The organism is Micromonospora sp. CA-259024, assembly GCF_050936255.1.
Taxonomy (GTDB): domain Bacteria; phylum Actinomycetota; class Actinomycetes; order Mycobacteriales; family Micromonosporaceae; genus Micromonospora.
The window spans coordinates 1,544,685-1,559,995 of the sequence record NZ_JBNJND010000001.1; the positions used below are offsets into that span (position 1 = coordinate 1,544,685).

The 15,311-nt window shown below is 73.0% G+C and carries 15 protein-coding genes; 3 read left to right on the top strand and 12 right to left on the bottom strand.

Annotated elements, in window-relative coordinates:
• Positions 1 to 6 precede the first annotated feature (6 nt).
• Positions 7 to 420 (top strand): type II toxin-antitoxin system Phd/YefM family antitoxin, encoded by a 414-nt coding sequence (locus ACQEUX_RS06345; RefSeq protein ID WP_433042584.1) that lies wholly within the window; start codon positions 7 to 9, stop codon positions 418 to 420.
• An 81-nt stretch (positions 421 to 501) separates the two neighbouring features.
• Here the strand turns inward: ACQEUX_RS06345 and ACQEUX_RS06350 are convergent, their stop codons facing one another.
• From ACQEUX_RS06350 to ACQEUX_RS06375, 6 genes are all read right to left on the bottom strand, one after another.
• On the bottom strand, positions 502 to 1,569 hold the full coding sequence (locus tag ACQEUX_RS06350; RefSeq protein WP_433042587.1) for an ABC transporter ATP-binding protein: 1,068 nt from the start codon (positions 1,567 to 1,569) through the stop codon (positions 502 to 504).
• Positions 1,566 to 2,381, bottom strand: coding sequence for an ABC transporter permease (locus tag ACQEUX_RS06355; RefSeq protein ID WP_433042590.1), 816 nt, complete (start codon positions 2,379 to 2,381; stop codon positions 1,566 to 1,568). The genes ACQEUX_RS06350 and ACQEUX_RS06355 overlap by 4 nt, the downstream gene beginning before the upstream one ends.
• Positions 2,378 to 3,160 (bottom strand): molybdate ABC transporter substrate-binding protein, encoded by a 783-nt coding sequence (modA, locus tag ACQEUX_RS06360; RefSeq protein ID WP_433042593.1) that lies wholly within the window; start codon positions 3,158 to 3,160, stop codon positions 2,378 to 2,380. Before modA ends, ACQEUX_RS06355 begins: the two co-directional genes overlap by 4 nt.
• 11 nt (positions 3,161 to 3,171) lie before the next feature.
• Positions 3,172 to 3,594 (bottom strand): TOBE domain-containing protein, encoded by a 423-nt coding sequence (locus tag ACQEUX_RS06365; protein ID WP_433042596.1) that lies wholly within the window; start codon positions 3,592 to 3,594, stop codon positions 3,172 to 3,174.
• Positions 3,595 to 3,773: 179 nt separating this feature from the next.
• Positions 3,774 to 4,265, bottom strand: coding sequence for an SsrA-binding protein SmpB (smpB, locus tag ACQEUX_RS06370; protein WP_433042599.1), 492 nt, complete (start codon positions 4,263 to 4,265; stop codon positions 3,774 to 3,776).
• A gap of 25 nt (positions 4,266 to 4,290) precedes the next feature.
• The gene (locus ACQEUX_RS06375; RefSeq protein ID WP_433042602.1) at positions 4,291 to 6,531 is read right to left on the bottom strand and encodes a hypothetical protein; all 2,241 of its coding nucleotides are present in this window, start codon (positions 6,529 to 6,531) and stop codon (positions 4,291 to 4,293) included.
• Positions 6,532 to 6,680: 149 nt separating this feature from the next.
• On the opposite strand from ACQEUX_RS06375, the gene ACQEUX_RS06380 reads away from it, so the two are divergent.
• Positions 6,681 to 8,339, top strand: a complete 1,659-nt coding sequence (locus tag ACQEUX_RS06380; protein WP_433042605.1) for an FAD-dependent oxidoreductase — start codon at positions 6,681 to 6,683, stop codon at positions 8,337 to 8,339.
• Positions 8,340 to 8,512: 173 nt separating this feature from the next.
• Positions 8,513 to 9,952 carry an ATP-binding protein gene (locus ACQEUX_RS06385; protein WP_433042608.1) on the top strand — a complete coding sequence of 480 codons (1,440 nt, stop codon included), beginning with the start codon at positions 8,513 to 8,515 and terminating at the stop codon, positions 9,950 to 9,952.
• Between the two features lie 51 nt (positions 9,953 to 10,003).
• Here the strand turns inward: ACQEUX_RS06385 and ACQEUX_RS06390 are convergent, their stop codons facing one another.
• From ACQEUX_RS06390 to ACQEUX_RS06415, 6 genes are all read right to left on the bottom strand, one after another.
• Entirely contained in the window at positions 10,004 to 10,519 is a 516-nt protein-coding gene (locus tag ACQEUX_RS06390) for an NUDIX domain-containing protein (protein WP_433042611.1), read from the bottom strand.
• 68 nt (positions 10,520 to 10,587) lie between these two features.
• The gene (locus tag ACQEUX_RS06395) at positions 10,588 to 11,229 is read right to left on the bottom strand and encodes an SRPBCC family protein (protein WP_433042614.1); all 642 of its coding nucleotides are present in this window, start codon (positions 11,227 to 11,229) and stop codon (positions 10,588 to 10,590) included.
• Positions 11,229 to 11,594 (bottom strand): ArsR/SmtB family transcription factor, encoded by a 366-nt coding sequence (locus tag ACQEUX_RS06400; RefSeq protein ID WP_433042617.1) that lies wholly within the window; start codon positions 11,592 to 11,594, stop codon positions 11,229 to 11,231. The genes ACQEUX_RS06395 and ACQEUX_RS06400 overlap by 1 nt, the downstream gene beginning before the upstream one ends.
• A gap of 28 nt (positions 11,595 to 11,622) precedes the next feature.
• Positions 11,623 to 13,722 (bottom strand): xanthine dehydrogenase family protein molybdopterin-binding subunit, encoded by a 2,100-nt coding sequence (locus tag ACQEUX_RS06405; RefSeq protein ID WP_433042620.1) that lies wholly within the window; start codon positions 13,720 to 13,722, stop codon positions 11,623 to 11,625.
• On the bottom strand, positions 13,719 to 14,711 hold the full coding sequence (locus ACQEUX_RS06410) for an FAD binding domain-containing protein (RefSeq protein WP_433042623.1): 993 nt from the start codon (positions 14,709 to 14,711) through the stop codon (positions 13,719 to 13,721). The genes ACQEUX_RS06405 and ACQEUX_RS06410 overlap by 4 nt, the downstream gene beginning before the upstream one ends.
• Positions 14,708 to 15,205 carry a 2Fe-2S iron-sulfur cluster-binding protein gene (locus tag ACQEUX_RS06415; RefSeq protein WP_433049629.1) on the bottom strand — a complete coding sequence of 166 codons (498 nt, stop codon included), beginning with the start codon at positions 15,203 to 15,205 and terminating at the stop codon, positions 14,708 to 14,710. Before ACQEUX_RS06415 ends, ACQEUX_RS06410 begins: the two co-directional genes overlap by 4 nt.
• Between the last annotated feature and the right edge of the window lie 106 nt (positions 15,206 to 15,311).

Sequence of the window (15,311 nt, forward strand, 5' to 3'; positions counted from 1 at the left end):
GCATCCATGGCCGTCCCCGCGCTCACCCCTCCTCCCGACCCGCCGCGTTCCGTGCCGCTGCGTGAGGCGCGCACCCGGTTCAGCCAGCTCGTCGCGCTGGCCGAGCTGACCGACGCGGTTACCGTCGTCACCCGCGACGGCGATCCCCGCCCGGTCGCCGCGATCGTTCCCGCCGCAGCCGCCCGCAGCGGCGCGCAGGCCCGCGCCGACGCCGACCGGCTCGCCACGGTCACCGCAGGTTGGGCCCGGCGCCTCGACGAGCAGCACCGGCGCAGCAGTCAGCGGCACGCCGCCGAGTTGGGTGCGGTCCGCGCGGCGCTGGCCGAGGCGTGGGCCGAGCTGGATCGCCGGGTCGTCCCGGGCAGCGACCCGGCGCTGGCCCGGCTGCGTGCCGCCCACAACGACCTGCTGGCCGGCTGAGCCGGCCAGCTCGCCGAGCGAGCCGGCGCTGACCGGCCGCCCGAAGGGCCGGCTGGCCGACGGTATCCGCGCCGAGCCCGGTTAGCCGGTGGCCGGGTAGGCGTGTGTCTCGGCCGCCTTGACCGCCACCCAGACCCGCTGGCCGGGGATCAGCCGCAGCTGGGCGGCGGCGGCCGGCGTGACGTCGGCGGCCACCCCGATCGGCCCGTCCAGTTGCACCCGTACGTTGTCACCGTGCCGCTGGACACCGGCCACCGTGCCTGCCCAGGTGTTGCGCGGGCTGCCCTCCGGTCGGGTCGGGTGCAGGGCCACCGCGGCCGGACGGAACGCCACGAAGGCCTCGCCAGTCAACCGATCGGCGACGGTGAGGGTCAGCTCCGGTGCGACCCGCACCCCGTGCCCGTCGGCCCGGCCCCGGTAGAGGTTCAGCCCGACCAGCTGGGCGACGTAGTCGGTGCGCGGGCGGGCGGTGACGCTCGGCCCGTCACCCTCCTGGACCACCCGACCACCCTCCACGATCACCAGCCGGTCGGCCAGGGCGAGGGCGTCCAGCGGGTCGTGGGTGACCAGCACCGCCGCGCCCGAATGCGCGGTCAGGTGCCGGTGCAACTCCGCGCGGGTGTCCAGCCGGGTGCGGGCGTCCAGCGCGGCGAGCGGCTCGTCCAGCAGCAGCAGCGCTGGCTCGACAGCCAGCGCGCGGGCCAGCGCCACCCGCTGCGCCTGACCGCCGGAGAGCTGCCGGGGGCGCCGGTGCGCCTGCGCCTCAAGCCCCACCCGGCCGAGCCAGTCCCGCGCTGTGGCGCGCGCGGCCCGACGGTCCACGCCGTGCCGACGCGGCCCGAAGGCCACGTTGTCCACCGCGCTGAGGTGCGGAAAGAGCAGGTAGTCCTGGAAGACCACGCCGATCGGCCGACGCTCGGTGGGCACCCAGCCGCGCGTCGCCGGGCGGTCCAGGTCGATGCCGTCGAGGGTGACGTGCCCGTCGGTGAGTGGATGCAGCCCGGCCAGGGCGCGCAGCGCGGTGGTCTTGCCGGCGCCGTTCGGGCCGAGCAGCGCGACCACCTCGCCGGGTGCGACCCGCAGTGGTACGTCGAGCCGGAAGGCGCCCCGGTCGACGACGAGTCGGGCGTCGAGCAGTGGACCGCTCATGCGCTGGTCATCCAGCGGTCCCGCAACGCGACCAGGATGCCCACCGACACGGTGAGCAGTACCAGGCTGAGCACGATCGCGGACTCCAGGTCGGTCTCCAACGCCAGGTAGACGGCGAGCGGCATGGTCTGCGTCCGGCCGGGATAGTTGCCGGCGAAGGTGATGGTGGCACCGAACTCGCCGAGCGCCCGCGCCCAGCAGAGGACCGCACCGGCGGCCAACCCGGGCGCCACCAGCGGCAGCGTGACATGGGTGAAGGTGGTCCACCGACTGGCGCCCAGCGTCGCGGCGGCCTCCTCGTAGCGGTGGTCGGCGGCGCGTAGCGCACCCTCCACGGCGATGACCAGGAACGGCATGGCGACGAACGACTCGGCCAGCACGACACCCGCGGTGGTGAAGGGCAGGGTGACGCCGAACGTGGCGTCGAGCCAGCCGCCGAGCAGCCCGCGCCGGCCGAAGACCAGCAACAGCGCCACCCCGCCGACCACCGGCGGCAGCACCAATGGCACGGTGACCAGCGCGCGTACCAGCCGGCGACCGGGAAACTCGACCCGGGCCAGCAGCCAGGCGAGCGGCACCCCGAGCAGCAGGCAGAGCACGGTGGCCAGGGTGGCGGTCTGGACCGACAGCCGCAACGCGGTCAACGCGCCCGGCTCGGTGAGTCGCTGCGGCAGGGTCGTCCACGGGGCCTGGATCACCAGCCCGGCCAGCGGCAGGACAAGGAAGAGCAGGCCCAGCCCGGCGGGAATCAGCAGCGCCGCCGGCACCCGCCCCCGCCGTCGGGGAGTGACGTGGTCGCGGACCTGGCTCACGGGGCCTGGAAGCCGGCCTCGGCGAGGACCGCCCGCGCCGGCGGCGAGTGGACGTACTCGACGAAGGCCCTCGCGCCGGCCGGATTCGGCGCGTCCCTCAGCGCGATGATCGGGTAGTCGTTGACCGCCCGCGCCGACTCGGGAAACTCCACGCCGGTCACGTCCGCGCTGGCCGCCCGCGCATCCGTGCGGTAGACCAGGGCCGCGTCGACCTCACCGAGCTTCACCTTCGCGAGTGCGCCCCTGACGTCCTGCTCCAGGGTGACCGGTGTGAGGGCGACGCCGGCCGCGTCCAGTGCGGTGCGGGCCGCCGCGCCGCAGGGCACCTGGCTGGCGCACAGCGCCACCTTCACGCCCGGCCCGGTAAGCTCGGCCAGCCTGGTGATCCCCTTCGGGTTGCCCCGGGGCACCGCGATCACCAACTGGTTGCGGGCGAAGGTGCTCGGGTCGCCGTCGGCATTACCGGCCTCGGTGACCGTGGTCATGTTCGCCGGGGCGGCCGAGGCGAACACGTCGGCCGGCGCGCCCTGGTTGATCTGGTTGGCGAGGGCGGAGCTGCCGGCGAAGTTGAGGGTCACGGTGCTGCCCGGATTGGCGGCCTCGAAGTCCTTCCCGATCCGGGTGAACGACTCGGTCAGCGAGGCGGCCGCGAACACCGTCACCGCGCCGGTGACCCGGCCGTCCGCGGCAACACCGCCGGATGCCCGGTCGTCGCCCGCGCCGCAGCCCGCGACCGTCAGCCCGGCCACCGCCACCGCGGCCGCCAGGGTCGTACGCATGCCCCGCGCCTTCATCCGCCCGGCCTTCCCCTGGCCGGGGCGGGTGCGGCCCGCTCCACCACCACCGTGGTCGACTTGATCACCGCGACGGCCACCGAGCCGACCCGCAGGTCAAGCTCGTCGACGGCCTCCCGGCTCATCAGCGACACCACCCGGAACGGGCCCGCCTGGATGTCGACCTGGGCCATCACGGTGTCCTTGCGGACGTCGACGACGATGCCGCGCAGCCGGTTGCGGGCGGAGGAGAACTCGGCGCCCGCGGCCGGATAGGCGGCCTGGGCGCGGGCGAACGCGGCCAGATCGGCGCCATCGATGACCCGATGGCCGTGCTCGTCGCGCCCGGCGGCCAGCCGCCCGGCGTCCACCCAGCGGCGAATCGTGTCGGCGCTGACACCGAGCAGGTCCGCCGCCGCACCGATCCGGAACATCGTCACCGGCTCACCCTAGCCTCCGCATCTGCGAGCAGGAAAGACCGGAACGGAGTGCTTCTGCGTACTGCTAAGGGTTCTTTTGGCCGTAGTTGCGCGACTGAGTGCGGGACGTCAACGATGTCTGGGCGTGCCGCGTCGCGACTCGTGCGAAAGACGCGCGACCCGGACGAACCCAACGGAGGTCAGGGTCGGCGGGGGTGACCCTTGAGGTGTCGGCCCAGTTCGCGGGCGATCTCCCGGTTGGCGTCCCGCTCGGCCAGCGTCTGCCGCTTGTCGTAGGAGCGCTTGCCCTTCGCCAGGGCCAGCTCGACCTTGGCCCAGCCGTTCTCGAAGTACATCGACAGCGGGACCAGGGTCACCCCGCCCTCGCGGACCTTGTCCAGGATCCGGTCGATCTCGGCCCGGTGCAGCAGCAGTTTGCGGTTGCGGCGGGGCGCGTGGTTGGTCCACGTGCCGTAGGCGTACTCGGCGATGTGCAGGCCGTACAGCATGATCTCGCCGTCACGCTCGTGCGCGAACGCGTCCACCAGCGAGGCCCGCCCCTCGCGTAGCGACTTCACCTCGGTGCCGACCAGCACGATGCCCGCCTCATAGGTGCGGAGCACGGCGTACTCGTGCCGGGCCTTCTTGTTCGAGGCGATCAGCCGACGCTCGGGCTGCTTGGAGGCGCTCACCCGACGACGATATCCGGCCGCCGGCTCAGCCGGCCCGCCGCCGGTCGGCGCGCAGCCGCTCGGTCAACTCCCGTTCCGCGACCGCGAACGTCTCGTCCGACTCACACGGCAAGTGCCGGAGGATCGGCGGCGGCACGCTGTCGTACGGCGGCGGCACCACGTCGCGCGGGTCGATCAACCGGCGGTCCACCGTCGCCGCCGGCCCGGTCACCGTCCCGCGCTCCCCCCGACGGTGCGGAGCGAAGATCCAGCCGCCGATGGGATCGGTGTCCCGCCACAGGTTCACCCAGCGCCAGCCGATCCGCTCGCCGATCTCGTGCAGCACCTCGTCGTCGACGTACGCGGGGAACAGCGGCGCGTACATCCGTTGCAGCGGCGACTCGTAGGTCAGCAGGGCGATCCGCTCGGTGATCCGGGGCGGCAGTTGCAGGACCGTGGCGGCGAGCAGCACCGATCCGTGGCTGTGGCCGGCCAGCAGCACGCTCTCGCCCCGCTCGACCAGGTAGGTGATCCGCCGTGTCAGCTCCGGTACGGCCCGCTCCGCGTAGCAGGGTGGGGCGAAGGGGTGCGCGGCCCGGGGCCAGAAGGTGCCCAGGTCCCACAGCACGCCGACGTACCGCCGGAACTGCGCCGTCCGGTACGCGAAGATGCCACCGATCACCAGTCCGAGGATGATCAGCGCGATCAGGTAGCTGCCCATCCCGATCAGGAAGTTGACCATGCCGGCGGGCACCCCGACGTAGCGCTGGATTATGTCGCCGGGATAGAGCTTCAGCAGGCCGAGCACGCTGGTGGCCAGGCCGAGGGCGGCGAGCCCGGCGTAGACCACGGTGAGCGGCTCCAACCGTTCGGTGAAGCGGGCCCGGGCAATCGCCCGCTCGACCTGGTGTAGCCGGTCCGCTGCCTCCGGCGGTGCGTGCGGGAAGTCGGCGGCCACGATCGCCTTCGCCGCCCGCCACCGCTCGCGTCGGGTCAGCACCGTGATCATGCCAGCGACCAGCGCCGCGCTCAGGATCGCGATGAAGAATCCGAAGATCGCCCACTTGTACGGCAGCGGCGGACTCGTGACCAGCCGGTCCGCGGTGTTCCCGTCGCGGTCCAGCACATCCGCCACCCGGTAGTCCAGCTCGGCGGAGAACGCCACGGCGAGCCCGGCTGCCACCGTGACGAAGACCGGCGCACCCAGTGCGCGCAGCGGCGAGCTCCCCGGTGGCCCGCCCCGCCGCCAGATCACCAGCGCAGCCAGCACGACCAGCAGCGCGGTCTGGCTGGCGAACAACCAGGCCACGGTCGCCCCGTACCCGGGCAGCTCCCCGCCCTGCGGCCAGGGGTGCGGACTGATGATCGTGTGCACGATCACCAGGATGGTCAGGCCGCAGGCGATCGTGCGCAGCCCGCGCGTGAGCCCGTCGACCCGGGCCGACGGGCCGGGCCGGTCGATGTTACGCACCGTGGCGAGCAGGATCAGGCAGGCGAGCAGCACCGCCCCGGTGGCCGCCAGCAGCACCACCATCACCCACGAGGCGCCCTGGCTGGCCCGGGCGGCCAGCAGGCTGCCGTCCAGGGTGGCGAACGCGGCGGCGACGTGCACCGAGCGCAGCCGGCTCACCAGCGGAGCGCCATCCCACTGGCCGACCGCGCTCAACCGGGGGTGCCCCGTCGCTGCCGCTTCCCCGCTCCGAAACGCATCGAACAGGTGACCGGGACGCGTGCCCAGCCGCCAGACGAGTCCGATGGCGGCGACCGGTACCAGCGCCAGCACGCCGAGGCGCAACCCGGGCGGGCGCCCGCCGAGCCAGGACAGCCAGTTCCGCCCGTCGGTGCAGGACGGGATGCCCATGCAGCGCCAGGCGATCAGGTCCAGCGCCACCCCGACGATGGAGAGCACATAGAGCATGGTGAGGGTGAGTGCGAGAACCCGGCACAGCGCGACGACGCCGTGCTTCGAGGCGTGGCTCGCCGGGCGCATCCAGAGCGCCACGTTGCAGAGCATGAACGGCAGCAGGAACACCAGCGACAGCGTCCGCACGGCCGTTCCGGACGGCAGGTCGCTCCAGCGGTACGCCTCCAGCGTCACCCCCTCCGTACCGGTGGCGCCCGGATAGCCGGGACGGGTGCGGTAGAACCCGCCGCTGCGGTCCCCGGCGACCTGATGGACGTGCGGCCGGTCCAGCACCTGGTCGGCTCCCGCGCCGGAGACGCCGTGCACCCGCAGCTCCACGACCCGCTCCGAGGTCGTCGGTCCGGTCGGCGACACGTCCGCCATGGGCCCCCCGAGGTGTGCGCGGCAGTCGGGCGGGTCGTCGATGTACAGCCCGCGCGGCTCCCCGGCTTACCCATCCCGAAGGCGGTCAACCGTGCGTCGGCGCTCACGCGGTGGTGCGGTCGAGCCTCAAGAGGTGATTTCATGGCGCCATGGCGAACCCGGTGATCCTGACCGTCGACGACGACCCGGTGGTGTCCCGGGCGGTGGCCCGGGACATCCGGCGCCGCTACGGCGACCGCTACCGGGTGCTGCGCGCCGCCTCCGGGCCGGAGGCGCTGGAAGCGTTGCGGGAGGTCAAGCTGCGCGGCGAACAGGTGGCGTTGCTGTTGGCCGACCACCGGATGCCGGAGATGACCGGCGTCGAGTTCCTCGAGGCGGCGATGGACATCTTCCCGGCCGCCCGGCGGGTGCTGCTCACCGCGTACGCGGACACCGACGCCGCGATCGAGGCGATCAACGTGGTCGACCTGGACCACTACCTGCTCAAGCCGTGGCATCCGCCCGAGGAGAAGCTGTACCCGGTGGTGGACGGCCTGCTGGAGGCATGGTCTGCCACCCCGGACGCGGCGAGCGCCGAGATCCGGGTCGTCGGGCACCGCTGGTCGGCGCCGTCATTCAAGGTCCGTGACTTCCTGGCCCGCAACCTGGTGCCGTACCGCTGGTTGCTGTCCGACGACCCGGAAGGCGTACGGCTGCTCGACGCGGCCGGCGCCACCGAGGCGGACGTACCGTTGGTCGTGACCCCGGAGGGCAAGGCGCTGGTCGCCCCGAGCGAGGCCGAGTTGGCCGCGCTGGCCGGGTTGACGGTGGTGCCGGCGTCGGACTTCTACGACCTGGTGGTGATCGGCGGTGGGCCGGCCGGCCTCGGCTCGGCGGTGTACGGCGCGTCGGAAGGACTGCGCACCGTGCTCGTCGAGCGGCGGGCGACCGGCGGGCAGGCCGGGCAGAGCAGCCGGATCGAGAACTACCTGGGTTTTCCGGACGGCGTCTCCGGCGCCCAGCTGACCGACCGGGCCCGGCGGCAGGCGGTGAAGTTCGGCGCCGAGTTGCTCAGCGCCCGGGAGGTGGTCGGTCTGAGCGAGGCCGGCGGCGCACGGCTGCTGCGTTTCGGCGACGGCACCGAGATCGCCGCGCACACCGTGGTGCTGGCCACCGGGGTCTCCTACCGGGTGCTCGACGCCCCCGGGCTGGCCGACTTCACCGGGCGGGGAGTGTTCTACGGCGCCGCCGCCACCGAGGCGCCGAGCTGCGTCGACCAGGACGTCTACATCGTCGGCGGGGCCAACTCCGCCGGCCAGGCGGCCGTGCACTTCTCCCGGTACGCGGCGCGGGTGCACCTGCTGATCCGGGGCGCGGACCTGACCGCCTCGATGTCGCGTTACCTGATCGACCAGTTGGAACGGATCGACCGGATCACCGTGCACCCGCACACCGCCGTGGTCGGCGGGACGGGGGAGGACCATCTGGAACGGCTCACCCTCTGCGACACCCGCACCGGTGAGGCCCGCTCGGTCGACGCCTCCTGGCTGTTCATCTTCATCGGCGCGGAGCCCCGCACCGACTGGCTGGACGGGGTGCTGGTCCGCGACGGGCGCGGCTTCATCGTCACCGGTCCGGACCTGCTCACCGGAGGGCGGCGGCCGGCCGGCTGGTCGCTGTCGCGCGACCCGTACCACCTGGAGACCAGCGTGCCGGGAGTGTTCGCCGCCGGGGACGTGCGGGCCGAATCGGTCAAGCGGGTCGCCTCGGCCGTCGGCGAGGGCGCGATGGCCGTCTCGCTCGTGCACCGTTATCTGGAGGCCCAGTGAGCGCGAGGAGTGAGCCGGGTTTGCGAGCCCCGCAGTCGCGAACGAAGGGGGTTCAGTGAGCGCGAGGAGTGAGCCGGGTTTGCGAGCCCCGCAGTCGCGAACGAAGGGGGTTCAGTGAGCGCGAGGAGTGAGCCGGGTTTGCGAGCCCCGCAGTCGCGAACGAAGGAGGGCCAATGACCAGCCAGTCTGAGCGGCTGACACCCGCGCAGCTACGCACCCTGTTCCTGTTCGAGTCCCTCGACGACGGGCAGCTCGACTGGCTGGCCGAGCGCGGTCGGGTCGAGCAGCGCGCCGGGGGCACCCTCGTGTACGCCGAGGGCGAGGCCGCGACCTGCTTCTTCGTCCTGGTGCGCGGCGCGGTGGCGCTGAGCCGGCAGGTGCGCGGCGACGACGTCGAGGTCAGCCGAACCGACCAGCGCGGGGTGTACGGCGGGGCCGTCCAGGCGTACCTGGGCGACCAGGTCGAGCAGGTCTACCGCAACAGCCTGCGGGCGGTGACCGACTCGGACTTCTTCGTGCTGCCGGCGGAGGATTTCGCGCACGCCCTGCGGTCCTGGTTCCCGATGCCCATGCATCTGCTGGAGGGGCTGTTCTTCGGCATGCGGGACTCCCAGACCATCGTGGGTGAACGGGAGCGGCTGCTGGCTCTCGGTTCGCTCTCGGCGGGGCTGACCCACGAGCTGAACAATCCGGCTGCGGCGGCGGTGCGGGCCACCTCGGTGCTGCGCGACCGGGTCGCCGGCATGCGGCACAAGCTCGCCATGATCGCCGACGGCCGGCTCGACGGCAGCGCCCTGCACGGCCTCGTCGCGTTGCAGGAGGAGGCGGTCGCCCGGGTCGCCACCGCGCCGAAGCTGACCCCGATGGCCACCGCCGACGCTGAGGACGCCCTCACCGACTGGCTGGAGGAGCAGGGGGTCGGTGGCGCCTGGGACCTGGCGCCGATCCTGGTGGGCGGCGGGCTCGACACGGCCTGGCTGGCGCAGGTGAAGGCGGCGGTCGGCCCCGCCGACCTGGAGGCCGCGGTGCGCTGGCTCACCTACACCGTCGACACCGAGTTGCTGATGCGCGAGATCGGCGACGCGGTCACCCGGATCTCCGGTCTGGTGGGCGCCGCCAAGCAGTACTCGCAGCTGGACCGCGCGCCGCACCGGGTGGTGGACGTGCACGACCTGCTCGACGCCACGCTGGTGATGTTCAAGGGGAAGATCCCCGCCGAGGTCAAGCTGGTCCGCGAGTACGACCGCAGCCTGCCACCCGTACCGGCCTACGCGGCCGAGCTGAACCAGGTGTGGACCAACCTCATCGACAACGCGTTGGGCGCGATGGGGGAGAAGGGTGTGCTGACCGTCCGCACCGGACGAGTCGGTGACCTGCTGGCGGTGGAGATCACCGACACCGGCCCCGGTATCCCGCCGGAGGTGCGTCCACGCATCTTCGAGCCGTTCTTCACCACGAAGCCGGTCGGTGCGGGCACCGGGTTGGGGTTGGACATCTCGTACCGGATCGTCGTCAACAAGCACCACGGTGACATCCGGGTGGAGACCGAGCCCGGCCGGACCACGTTCCGGGTGTTGCTGCCGGTCGTCGAGGCGCCGCCGGCGACCGCCTGACCCGCGCCGCGCGGTTGTGCCGTTACCCGGGGCGAACGGCGGAGGGTGGGGTCAGGTGGGGCGGTTGCGGGTGAGGAAGTCGGCGAGGACTCGGGTGTGGGTGGAGAATGCCAGCTCGGTCGGGTCGGTGAGCACCAACCACTCCGTCGCCTCCTCGGTCGGCGCCGACGGCGGCAGGTCCTCGGCCGCCCGCTCGGGCAGCACCCCGAAGATCATCATCGTGGCGCCCGCTGGCGCGCCGTGCACCGCGAAGAGCTGGGCGTCCTCGGCCGCCGCGACCAGCCCGGTCTCCTCCCGCAACTCACGGACCAGCGCGTCGGACCACTCCTCGCCGTACTCGATGAAGCCGCCCGGCAGCGCGAGCAGCCCTCGGGCCGGCTCGATGTCCCGGCGGACCACCACCACGCCCAGGCTCCCGGCGGTGCGGACCGGTAGCACCGCCACCGCGACGGGCAGCGGATTGCGCCAGACGGTCTCGCCGCAGGCCGCGCAGACCCGGGGCCAGTCGGCCGCCGCCGGGTAGGTGGCCCCGCAGTAGGAGCAGTGTGAGTACGGCGTACCGGTCATGCCGCAGCACGTTACCCGCACCGCCGCGGCGGTTCTCCGGCCTGCGGCGGCGGTGCGGGCCCCGGTGCTCAGGCGGCCGGTGCGCCGGTATAGAAGGCGGTGGTGCGCTCGGCGGCAGCCTGTGCCTCGTCGGCGTCGGTGCCGGCGGCGATGCTCGCCTCACCCCACAGCCGGCTGCTCAGCTCCATGGCCCGCCGTCCCTCGTCGGAGGCGCTCCACTCGGCGCTCTGCTCCGGGGTGACCCCGCCGCCGTCGCCGGACAGGTACGTGGCGAGGCCGAGCAGCCCGAGGTCCCAGCCGACGCCGACGGCGCCCGGCCCGAACTGGGCCCACCGGTCCTGGTCGACGTGGGCGATGTGGTCCAGATCGAGGCGGGTCCGCTCGTCGTCGACGGGGGTGAGTCGCACCTCGATCCAGCTCACCTCGTCGCCGTACTCCCAGGTGGCGGTGAAGCGGTGCGGCGGCTCGCAGCTCTCGATGGTGCCGTGTGCGTTGCCCTGGAGCTCGTACGTGCCGTGCAGCCGCAGATCGCCGGAGATCGGCAGGAACCAGCGCGGGATGCGCTCGGCGTTGGTGCAGGCGTCCCACAGATCCTCGACGGTCGCGTGGTAGGTCTGACTGATCGTGGTCACCCGTGCCTCGCCGGCCTCCAGGGTGCGGCTGCCGACCTGCCGCTGGACGGCGTTGATCTGCTCGGTCGCGTCGAACATCAGGTGTTCCTCTCGTCGGGTGGGTCGGCGGGCCCGCGCAGCCGACGCTCGCGTCGGCCCCGGGCCAGCTCGGTGGCGAGTGCCGCCAGGGGCGGCGTCCAGAATCGGCGGAAGTGCTCCAGCCAGCCGTCGACCTCGCGCAGCGGGCGCGGGTCGACCGCGTACAGCCGCCGGGTGCCCTCCGGCCGTACGGTGGCGAAGCCGTTGTCCCGCAACACCTTCAGGTGCTGGGACACGGCGGGCTGGGTGATGCCGAACTCGTCGCGGATGACCGCGCTGACCGCGCCAGCGGTCTGCTCGCCGCTGGCGAGCAGCTCCAGGATGCGGCGCCGGACCGGATCGCCCAGCACGTCGAAGGCGTGCACGACGACAGTTATATCACCAGCAACTTATTTAAGCCAAGGCTGATGATCCGATGAGCTTGTCCAACCGGATCGGCAGGTCCCGGATCCGTACACCGGTGGCGTGGTGCACCGCGTTGGCGACGGCCGCCGCCGTCCCCACGATGCCGATCTCGCCGATGCCCTTCACCCCGGCCGGGTTCAGCTCGTCGTCCCGCTCGTCCAGCCAGTACGCCTCGATGGACTCCACGTCCGCGCAGCCGGTGATGTGATAGGTGGCCAGGTCGTGGTTGACCCAGTCGCCGTACCGCTCGTCGAGCAGGCCCTCCTCGTGCAGCGCCATCGACAGCCCCATCGTCATGCCGCCGATGAGCTGGCTGCGCGCCGTCGTCGGGTTCACCACCCGGCCCGCCGCGAACACCCCGAGCATCCGGTTCAGCCGCACCTCACCGGTGTCCGCGTCCACCCGCACCTCGGCGAACTGCGCCCCGTACGCGTACCGGGGCAGCGCGGACTGCCCGCCCACCTCGTCGGCGGTGTCCGCCGCGGCGGTCACCGCGCCGTCCGGCGGCACCCCACCGGGGAGGTCCCGCAGCTTGTCGCGCAGTGCCTGACAGGCCCGGATCACCGCCCAGCTCCAGCTGGCGGTGCCCATCGAGCCGCCGGCCAACGGGGCGGTCGGCAGGTCGCTGTCACCAATGCGGATCTCCACCCGTTCGGGCGGTACCCCGAGCGCGTCGGCGGCAACCTGCCACATCGCCGTCCGGGCACCGGTGCCGATGTCGGTGGCGTTGATCTGGACCAGGAGGCCCCCGTCGGGCCGGGCGGTGGCCGTGGCCGACGACGGCCTGGCCCGGGCCGGGTAGCTCGACCCGGCCACACCCGTGCCGATCAGCCAGCGCCCGTCGCGTCGGGCACGGGGTGTCGGGTCCCGGTCCGCCCAGCCGAACCGTCGGGCGCCCTCACGCAGACAGGCCACCAGGTTGCGGCTGGTGAACGGTCGTCCCTGGTCGGGGTCGACCTCCGCGTCGTTGCGGATGCGCAGCTCCACCGGGTCGATCCCCACGGTGGTCGCCAGTTCGTCCATCGCCGACTCCAGGGCGTACGCGCCGGGGCACTCGCCGGGAGCGCGCATCCAGAACGGCGTGGGCACGTCGAGGCGGACCAGCCGGTGCGTGGTGCGTCGGTGGGGTGCGGCGTACATGCTGCGGGTGTAGACGGCGGTCTGCTCGGCGAACTCCCGAATCGTCGAGGTCTGGCTGATCGCGTCGTGGCAGACGGCGGTGAGTCGCCCGTCGGCGTCGGCGGCGAGGCGGACCCGCTGGATGGTGGGGGTGCGGTAGCCGACCGGCCCGAACAGCTGCTGGCGGGTCAGCGCCAGCTTGACCGGCCGGTCGACGTGCCGGGCCGCGAGGGCGGCCAGCACCACCGCGGCCTTGGCGTACCCCTTACTGCCGAAACCTCCACCGACGTGCTCGGCGACGACCCGGATCGACTCCGGGGGCAGCTCGAACAGCTCGGCCAGCGTGGCCCGCACCGGAGACGCGCCCTGGTTGGAGTCGTGCACCAGCAGCCGCCCGTCGCGCCACTGCGCCGTCGTGGCGTGTGGCTCCATCGGGTTGTTGTGGTACGCCGGCGTTCGATAGGTGGCGTCCATCCGCACCGGGGCGGCCGCGTAACCGGCGTCGAAGTCGCCCTCGGCGGTGTCCGTCGGGTAGCTGGGGTTGACGTGGTCCGGCCGGTACAGCCCGGGATGGTCGGCGGTGAGCACGGTGCTGTGCGGCCCGGCGTCGTAGTCGATCCGGACCAGCCGGGCGCCCTCCCGGGCCGCCTCCAGGCTGGTGGCCACCACCACCGCGATCAGTTGCCCCCGGTAGTGCACCGTCGGCTCCTGCAACAGCCACAGCTCCATCTCGGGGCCGCGCGCCAGGCGGGGCGCGTTGCCGTGATGCACGACGGCCAGCACACCGGGTGACGCGAGTGCTTCCGCCGTGTCGACCCGGGTGATCCGGCCCCGGACCACCGCCGACGGCACCGCCCACCCGTAGGTGACCCCGTCCACCGGGTACTCCACCGCGTACCGGGCCGCGCCGGTGACCTTCTCGCGGCCCTCCAGCCGGGGGTACGCCCGACCGACCGCGTCGGTGGTCACGACGTCGCCTGCCCGGCCAGCTCGCTGAGCGCCCGTATCGTGATGGCCCGGGTCAGCGGCAGCTTGAAGCCGTTGTGCCGCAACGGCCGCGCCTCGGCCAGCTCGGCGTCGGCGGCCCTCGCCACCAGCTCGGGGCTGAACGGTCGACCCCGCAGCTCCTCCTCGGCCCGGTACGCCCGCCACGGCCGGTGCGCCACCGCCCCGTACGCCAGACGCACGTCGCGGATCACGTCGCCGTCGAGGTCCAGCACCGCGGCCACCGAGCCGGCGGCGAAGGCGAACGAGGCCCGGTCGCGCACCTTGAGGTACGTCGAGCGGCGCGCGGCCGGCAGCGACGGCAACCGGACGGCGGTGATCAGCGCGCCCCGGGCCAGGGTGGTCTCTCGCTCCGGGTGGGTGCCGGGGGAGCGGTGCAGGGCGGTGATCGGGATGTCGCGGGCGCCGTCGGCCTCGTGCACCTCGACCACCGTGTCGAGTGCGGCCAGCGCGACGGCCAGGTCGGACGGGTGGGTGGCCACGCACTGCTCGGACCAGTTCAGCACCGCCAGGTCGCGGTTCTGGCCGTGCAATGCCGCGCAACCGCTTCCCGGGTCGCGCTTGTTGCACGCCTTGCCGGTGTCCTGGAAGTAGACGCAGCGGGTGCGCTGCAACAGGTTGCCGGCGGTGGTGGCCATGTTGCGCAGCTGCCCGGAGGCGGCGGCGAGCAGGGCGCGGGCCAGCACCGGGTAGTCCCGACGGACCATGGGGTGGGCCGCCAGGTCGCTGTTCCGTACCGTCGCGCCGATCCGCAGCCCGCCGCCGGGCAACTCCTCGACGGTGTCCAGCGGGAGCCGGGTCACGTCCACCAGCACCTCAGGGCGCTGCACCCCGAGTTTCATCAGGTCCACCAGGTTGGTCCCGCCGCCCAGGTACACCGCCTGCGGTTCGGCGGCGAGCACGGCGACCGCGTCGGCCACGTCGGTCGGCCGGTGGTAGCGGAACGCCCTCATCGCGCCGTCGCCGTCTCGCGCACGGCCGCCACGATGTGTGGGTACGCGGCACAGCGGCACAGGTTGCCGGCCATCCGTTCGCGAATCTCCGCGTCGGTCAGTTCGACCGGTGCGTCAAGGTCGTCGGTGACCGCACTGGGCCAGCCCCGGGCGATCTCGTCGAGCATGCCGCGGGCGGAGCAGAGCTGCCCGGGGGTGCAGTAGCCGCACTGGAACGCGTCGTGCGCGATGAACGCGGCCTGCAACGGGGACAGCTCGTCCGGCCCGGCCAGCCCTTCGACGGTCACCACCGACCGGGCGTCCAGCGTGACGGCGAAGACCAGGCAGCTCTTCACCCGGCGGCCGTCCAGCAGCACGGTGCAGGAGCCGCACTGGCCGTGGTCACAGCCCTTCTTCGCCCCGGTCAGGCCCAGGTGCTCGCGCAGCGTGTCCAGCAGCGTGGTGCGGTTGTCCAGCCGCACCTCGCGGGATGCGCCGTTGACCTCGAACGACACCCGGGACGAGTGCCGCTCGTCGGTGCTCGTCTCGTCCTCCGGTCCGCTCTGCACCGGCCCAGACTAGCCTTACCGGTACAGACGAGGGCGAATAACGCAAAGCCCT

Bases quoted from the DNA above. Each gene is read 5' to 3' on its own strand.
- ACQEUX_RS06380 (WP_433042605.1), top strand. From the start codon at position 6,681: ATGGCGAACCCGGTGATCCTGACCGTCGACGACGACCCGGTGGTGTCC.
- ACQEUX_RS06385 (WP_433042608.1), top strand. From the start codon at position 8,513: ATGACCAGCCAGTCTGAGCGGCTGACACCCGCGCAGCTACGCACCCTG.
- ACQEUX_RS06395 (WP_433042614.1), bottom strand. From the start codon at position 11,229: ATGTTCGACGCGACCGAGCAGATCAACGCCGTCCAGCGGCAGGTCGGC.
- modA (WP_433042593.1), bottom strand. From the start codon at position 3,160: ATGCGTACGACCCTGGCGGCCGCGGTGGCGGTGGCCGGGCTGACGGTC.
- ACQEUX_RS06390 (WP_433042611.1), bottom strand. From the start codon at position 10,519: ATGACCGGTACGCCGTACTCACACTGCTCCTACTGCGGGGCCACCTAC.
- ACQEUX_RS06350 (WP_433042587.1), bottom strand. From the start codon at position 1,569: ATGAGCGGTCCACTGCTCGACGCCCGACTCGTCGTCGACCGGGGCGCC.
- ACQEUX_RS06345 (WP_433042584.1), top strand. From the start codon at position 7: ATGGCCGTCCCCGCGCTCACCCCTCCTCCCGACCCGCCGCGTTCCGTG.
- ACQEUX_RS06410 (WP_433042623.1), bottom strand. From the start codon at position 14,711: ATGAGGGCGTTCCGCTACCACCGGCCGACCGACGTGGCCGACGCGGTC.
- ACQEUX_RS06375 (WP_433042602.1), bottom strand. From the start codon at position 6,531: ATGGCGGACGTGTCGCCGACCGGACCGACGACCTCGGAGCGGGTCGTG.